The sequence below is a fragment of the Cupriavidus sp. SK-3 genome (genome assembly GCF_000611145.1).
In the GTDB taxonomy this organism is placed as follows: Bacteria; Pseudomonadota; Gammaproteobacteria; order Burkholderiales; family Burkholderiaceae; genus Cupriavidus.
This window is the reverse complement of sequence record NZ_JFJV02000108.1, coordinates 20,937-27,191: the sequence shown is the minus strand read 5'-3', so window position 1 is coordinate 27,191 and position 6,255 is coordinate 20,937. Positions and strand designations below refer to the sequence as shown.

The 6,255-nt window shown below is 67.1% G+C and carries 7 protein-coding genes; 6 read left to right on the top strand and 1 reads right to left on the bottom strand.

Features of this window, described 5'->3' with window-relative positions; genetic code table 11:
• The 4 genes from CF70_RS37680 to bluB all read left to right on the top strand — a co-directional run.
• On the top strand, positions 1–519 hold a 519-nt coding region (locus CF70_RS37680; RefSeq protein ID WP_035864292.1), incomplete at its 5' end, for a rhodanese-like domain-containing protein.
• Between the two features lie 261 nt (positions 520–780).
• On the top strand, positions 781–1,785 hold the full coding sequence (locus CF70_RS11430; protein ID WP_035864289.1) for a Bug family tripartite tricarboxylate transporter substrate binding protein: 1,005 nt from the start codon (positions 781–783) through the stop codon (positions 1,783–1,785).
• 131 nt (positions 1,786–1,916) lie between these two features.
• Positions 1,917–3,155 carry a cystathionine beta-lyase gene (metC, locus tag CF70_RS11425; protein ID WP_235185000.1) on the top strand — a complete coding sequence of 413 codons (1,239 nt, stop codon included), beginning with the start codon at positions 1,917–1,919 and terminating at the stop codon, positions 3,153–3,155.
• Positions 3,156–3,461: 306 nt separating this feature from the next.
• Positions 3,462–4,139, top strand: a complete 678-nt coding sequence (gene bluB / locus CF70_RS11420) for a 5,6-dimethylbenzimidazole synthase (RefSeq protein WP_051648279.1) — start codon at positions 3,462–3,464, stop codon at positions 4,137–4,139.
• 7 nt (positions 4,140–4,146) lie between these two features.
• Here bluB and CF70_RS11415 read toward each other — a convergent pair whose 3' ends face one another.
• Entirely contained in the window at positions 4,147–4,617 is a 471-nt protein-coding gene (locus CF70_RS11415) for an Lrp/AsnC family transcriptional regulator (RefSeq protein WP_035864287.1), read from the bottom strand.
• A gap of 128 nt (positions 4,618–4,745) precedes the next feature.
• Between CF70_RS11415 and CF70_RS36925 the strand changes: the two genes are divergently transcribed.
• Together CF70_RS36925 and CF70_RS11405 are read left to right on the top strand one after the other, a co-directional pair.
• On the top strand, positions 4,746–5,108 hold the full coding sequence (locus tag CF70_RS36925; RefSeq protein ID WP_200876733.1) for a hypothetical protein: 363 nt from the start codon (positions 4,746–4,748) through the stop codon (positions 5,106–5,108).
• A gap of 123 nt (positions 5,109–5,231) precedes the next feature.
• Positions 5,232–6,155, top strand: coding sequence for a LysR substrate-binding domain-containing protein (locus CF70_RS11405; protein WP_035864283.1), 924 nt, complete (start codon positions 5,232–5,234; stop codon positions 6,153–6,155).
• Positions 6,156–6,255: the final 100 nt, after the last annotated feature.

The following is a 6,255-nucleotide window of genomic DNA, read 5'->3' as shown; positions in this document are numbered from 1 at the left end:
GGGGCCGCCCCCGCCGGTCCGCAGGCGCCGGCTCGCCCCCTGCGCCGCGTCGATGCCTCCGCGCTGGCCGCGGATCTGGCCGGGCAACAGTGGCTGGCGCTCGATGTGCGCGCCAGCATGGCGTATCGCGCCGGCCACGTGCCCGGCAGCCGCTGGTCGATCCGCCCGGTCTTTGCCCGCGACCTGGCCGGTGTGCCACGCGACACGCCGCTGGTGCTGATCGGCGACGAAGGCCAGCCGGGACTGGCCGGGCTGGCTGCCGGCGAACTGGCGGTGCTCGGCTACCGCGATGTCCGCCTGCTGGCTGGTGGCGTGGATGCCTGGCAGGCCGCGGGAAATACGCTCGCCACGGGGGACGAGGCGAACAGCCTGCCAGATGCGCGCTGCATCGATTTCCTGTTCTTCGTGCACGACCGCCACGACGGCAACAAAGAGGCCGCGCGCCGCTACCTGGCGTGGGAGACCAACCTGATCGGCCAGCTTGACGCGCAGGAACTGGCCACTTTCCGATTCGCCTGATCCGGCCAGCCCAGGATCGTTACGCAACATGACCCGCCAACAGCGACCGAGCCCTTCGCGCAGCCAGCACCCGCCCGCACGCGTGCGGGGCGACGCGCGCGGACGGCAAGGCGAGTCGCCTGGCTCTGATTCCCACACGGCTCGACGGTGCAGCGCCAAGGGGACGTCCCGGCACTCCGGGAACACAGGGGCAAGAGGGCCGCAGAAGCCCGCCCGGCCCCCCTTCGCTCTGGCATCTCTCTACATACACAGGGGTTCTTCATGTCACGCATCAAGCAGGTACTGGCCGGCACTTTCGCCACCGTCGCAGTCCTCGCCATCACGACGGCCACGTCCGCCACTGCACAGCCGCTGGCGCCGGTCGGCGGTTTCCCGTCGCAGCCGCTGCGCTTTGTCTCGCCGTTTCCGGCCGGCGGCGGCAACGATGCCGTCACCCGCATCGTCACCACGCGACTCACCGAAGTGCTCGGGCAGACCGCAGTCACAGACAACCGCGGCGGCGCCGGCGGCAATATCGGCACGCGCTTCGTGGCCGAATCCAAACCCGACGGCTATACCTTGCTGACCTCGCAGGTGTCGGTGATGGCCGTCAATCCGACGCTGTACAGCGCCCCCGGCTTCGACCCGGTCAAGAATTTCACGCCGGTCACGCAGATCAACGCGGCGCCGCTGGCCATCGTGGTGGCAGCCAATGCGCCGTGGCAGACGTTTGCCGAACTGGCCGCCCAGGCCAAGGCGCAGCCGCAGAAGATCACCTTTGCCACGCCCGGCAACGGCACTCTCTCGCACCTGGTTGGCGTGGTGCTGGACAAGGACAGCGGCGTGGCCCTGCAGCATGTGCCCTACAAGGGTGCCGGCCCCGCCATCAACGACCTGCTGGGCGGGCAGGTGAATGTGCTGATCACTTCCACCTCCTCGGTGGCGAGCTTTATCCAGAGTGGACGCATGCGTGCGCTGGCGGTCACCAGTCCACGCCGCCTGGGCGTATTCGCCAAGATCCCGACGCTTGAGGAACTCGGCTATCGCAATGCCCGCTTTGAAGACTGGTACGGCGTGTTCGCGCCGGCCGGGACTTCGCCCGAGCGTGTCGCCTACCTGAACCGCGCCATCGCGCAGGTGCTGCAGATGCCCGAAGTGGTGAAGCTGATCAACGAGGGGGGCAGCGACGTGGTAGCCAGCAAGCCGGACGCATTCGCCGCGCAGCTCAAGAGCGACATCGCGCGCTGGTCGCACATCGTCAAGCTCTCCGGCGCCCGCGTGGACTGATCAGCCTGGATTCGAAACGGGCGGCATGGCTCTTGCAGCCGCCTGCACAGGCAATGACAAAGTACAAAAGACCAGCACCAGCCGTCATCACCGCCGTGCCACCCCGGCGCGGCGTCCTACCAGGCCAGGCCATGAAAAAACACAGCATACTTACCCATCTCGCCCACGCCGGCCGAACCGCCTCCGTGGACGGCGGCCGGCCGGTCAACCCGCCCGTGGTGCGCGCCAGCACGGTGCTGTTCGACTCGGTGGCGCAGATGCGCGAGATGCGGGCGCGGCGCGGCAGCGAGCGCCTCTTCACTTATGGCGCGCGCGGCAACCCCACCGCGTTCGCACTGGAAGACATGGTCACTGAGCTGGAAGGCGGCTACCGTACGCGGCTCTTTCCCAGCGGGCTGGCGGCGGCGGCAATGACGCTGCTGGCCTATCTGCGCCCCGGCCAGCATGTGCTGCTGCCCGATTGCGTCTACGAGCCGGTGCGCAAGCTCGCCGAAGGCTTTCTCGCGCAGCACGGGATTGCCACCAGCTTCTATGCCGCCGACGGCCATGACCTGCAAGCCAGGCTGCGGCCCGAAACCCGTCTCGTGTACGTGGAAACACCCGGCTCTCTGGCCTACGAGATGTGCGACCTGCCGGCCATCGCCGGCATGGCGCATCGTCATGGCGCGCTGGTGGCAGCCGACAACACCTGGGGCTCCGGCCTGCTGTACCAACCGCTTGCGCTCGGCGCCGATATCTCCCTGATGGCCGCGACCAAATACCTGTCCGGGCATTCGGACGTCATGATGGGCACGGTCTGCACGACCGAGGCCGCCTGGCCCGCGTTGGCCGCGCTGGCCGACGCCTTCGGCATCGCAGTCAGCCCGGACGACGCCTATCTGGTGCAGCGGGGCATGCGCTCGCTGGGCGCCCGCCTGTCCCAGCACGAACGCGGCGCCCTGGCGGTGGCGCACTGGCTGCGCACCCGCCCCGAAGTCGCCGAAGTGTTCTGCCCCGCCCTGCCCGGCGACCCTGGACACGCGCTGTGGCGCCGTGATTGCCACGGCACCAACGGCCTGCTGTCGTTCTCCCTGCGCAATGCCGCGCCGGATGCCGCCGAGCGCTTTATCGAGAGCCTTGCACTGTTCGGCATCGGCGCCTCCTGGGGCGGCTTCGAGAGCCTTGCGGTGATCGCCGACATGCGCGCCGCGCGCAGCGTCACCGACTGGTCGGCGCGCGGGCAGGTGATCCGCTTGCATATCGGGCTGGAGGCGATCGACGACCTGCTGGCGGACCTGGCGCAGGGGTTCGCGGCGATTGCAGCTGACAAGGAGACCGGCCTGCCTTTGGCGACACACGCGGACTCGCTGCCTGCACTGTCCGGGCATTAGCAGGTGCCCGAATGGCTCTGCGGGCTCAAGCCGGCCCCCCATCAGCATGGCAGATGCCCAGATTGCGGCAATTTGCTCTCGTCATGGCGCCGTACTTGCCACGCGCAACGCAAAGGACTTCGAAGGCGTTGGCCTGACCGTCGCGAATCCATGGCTGGGTTAATGGCGAGCGCGCCCGCGGAGATGTCCAAGCCTGTGCCCTGACCGCTTATTCGTGCGAACAACATCGGCGATCTTCAGGCTCGCCCTCTCGGCTTGCCCGCCTCCGCACAGGATTACAATGCCGGCTTTGGCGTCCCTCACGCAATGCCCGCGACCATAGCCAACTGCCCTCCCGCCGTTTTCTCACCTGATGAGCAGCAGAGCTTCTACCGCCTCATCGCCTCGCGCCGCGACATGCGGCACTTCATTGCGGGGGCTTCGGTCGACGAGGCCGTCTTGCTGCGCCTCCTGCATGCCGCGCATAGCGCCCCCTCGGTTGGCCTGATGCAGCCGTGGCGCTTCATCCGTATCGCCAATCCCGCCCTGCGCGGGGAACTTGCCGCCCTGGTCGAGACCGAACGGCAGAACACGGCGAAGGCGCTGGGTGAGCGTGACAGCGAGTTCCTGCGCCTGAAAGTGGAAGGCGTGCGCGAATGCGCCGAGCTATTGGTGGTCGCGCTGGCGCCCGACGACGGCACCGTGTTTGGCCGGCGCACCATGCCGCGCGAGATGGCGCTATGCTCCGCCGCCTGCGCCATTGAAAACCTCTGGCTGGCGGCGCGCGTGGAGAATCTCGGGCTGGGCTGGGTTTCGATGTTCGCGCCGGACGCGCTAGCCACGCTGCTGAAACTGCCGCCGGGCGCGCAGCCTATCGCCATTCTTTGCCTGGGGCCGGTGCAGGCCTTTTATCCCGCGCCGATGCTGGAAGTGGAAGGCTGGCGGCAGGGGCGCCCGCTGGCAGCCATGATGTCCACCGATACCTGGAACCAGCCTGACGCCTGAAGCACTCTCAAGGCGCGACCGACGGCTCCCGCTTCATGCAACGCAGCACAAAGGTGGAATGGCTGTGCCGCAAACCCGGCAGCTTGTAGAGCTTGTGGCGCAGGAACTCCTCGTAGCCTTCGGTGCCCGCCACCGCCACCTTGATCAGGTAATCGTATTCGCCGGTCAGCAGGTAGGCTTCCATCACTTCCGGCAGTTCGGCCAGCGCTTCGCCGAAGCGATCCAGCATGTCGTCATCGTGCCGGTCCAGCGTGACTTCGATCAGCACGGTATCGGGCAAGCCGAGCGCCTTCTGGTTCAGCAGCGCCGCATAGCCCTCGATCACCCCGCTTTCCTCCAGGGCACGCACGCGGTTCCAGCAGGGCGTGGGCGACAAGCCGACCTGCTCGGCCAGCTTGAGATTGGAGAGCCGGCCATCGCGCCGCAACGCGCGCAGGATGCGCCGGTCCGTTTCATCGAGCTTCGGGGTGGTTGCCATGGTTTTTGCCACTATAAGAGATGAAGTTACTACTCAATCTATCATAGATAGATAATCCATCTCCAAATTGCACAAAACCGAAGACAATAAAGAAGCTCATTCTGGGGCCCCGCTGGTAAATTTACCGCATGAACTTCACACCCGCCTCCCCCACCGGTGCCGACGCCATGCCTACCCTGAACCTCGCAGTGCAACTCGAACGCAGCGACCTTTTCAGCGCCATCGAATGGACGCTCGCCAACGCCCGCCGCACCGGGCTGCGCCTGCTCGACATGCGCTTCGGCCACGCGGCGGCGCCCCACCAGCTCACGCTGTCGGTCGCCGCCGGCGATGCGAACCTGCTGGATCTGTTCGTCAAGCGGCTGGAAAACGGCGCCGATGTGCTCGACGTGCTGGAAGTGCTGGAAGTGCCGGATGTCCCCGCGCCGGCAAAACGCGCCGTACCGGCGGCGCAGCCGGCCGCCATGGAATCTTCGCTAGAATGCATCTGAGCCGCCGATGCCGGAAATGGTCAGCGCGCGGCTCGGTGACGCCCGCGCCGGGCGCCGTCTCCAGCGCCGCGGTGCCTCCACATCGCGGCGGATACCGTGCCAGCCGGTCGTTCGGAATGCGTCATGCCACGTCGTTTGCCACCGCTCTCATCCCTTCGCTTATTTGAAGCCGCCGGGCGCCACCAGAGCTTCAAGCTCGCTGCCGCGGAGTTGAGCGTCACGCCAAGCGCGGTGAGCCACGGGATCGTCGGACTGGAGCAGTCGCTCGGCGTCGAGCTCTTTATCCGCGAGCCCCGCGGGCTGTCCCTGACGCCGGCGGGCGCGGACTACCTGACCTACGTGTCCAAGGCATTCTCCCTGCTCGAAACCGGGACACAGCGCCTGCCCAACCAACGGGAAAACCGCACGATCGCTGTGAGCTGCGCGCCCACCCTGGCATCGCGTTGGCTGTTGCCGCGCCTGCATGGCTTTCGCGCGCGGTGGCCGGATATCAATGTCACCGTCGACACCTCGCAGCGGCTGGTCGGTTTTCCCGCCGACGGGTTCGATTTCGCTATCCGGATGAGCCGGGCCCCCACCGCGGGCACTTGCTGGACCCGGCTGTTCGGCGAGCAACTGGTCCCGGTATGCAGCCCGGCCTATCGCGACAGCTTGCTCGATGCAAACGGCACCATGGACCTTCGGCGCGCGACGCTGATCCACGTCAACCCCGCGAGCGAAGACTGGCAGGCCTGGCTGGATGCCGCGCACATTGCCGGGATCGCGTCATCCGGCGGTTTGCGCTTCGATACGATCCAGCTGGCCTTCGAAGCGGCTAGCGCGGGCCTTGGCGTCGCGCTGGGCAGGCGGCCGCTGGTCGACAGCGATCTCGCCAGCGGGGCGCTGGTCGAAATCGGGCCCGAAGTGATCTGCGCCCAGACCGCCTACTGGCTGGTAAGTGCGGCGGGCGCGGATCACCGGCCCGACCTCTCCGGCTTCAGGCAGTGGCTGCTGAGCGAAGCCGAGGCCTTCGAGGACAGCGCCTCGGCCGCCGTTTCAATTCCATAGCAAAGCCACTGGCAAAGCCGGCGCATCGCGCATCGATCCGCGATAGCACAGGTGAATTTCCCTCACCTGTCGTCAAGATCTTTTCCTTTGCCGCATCGCC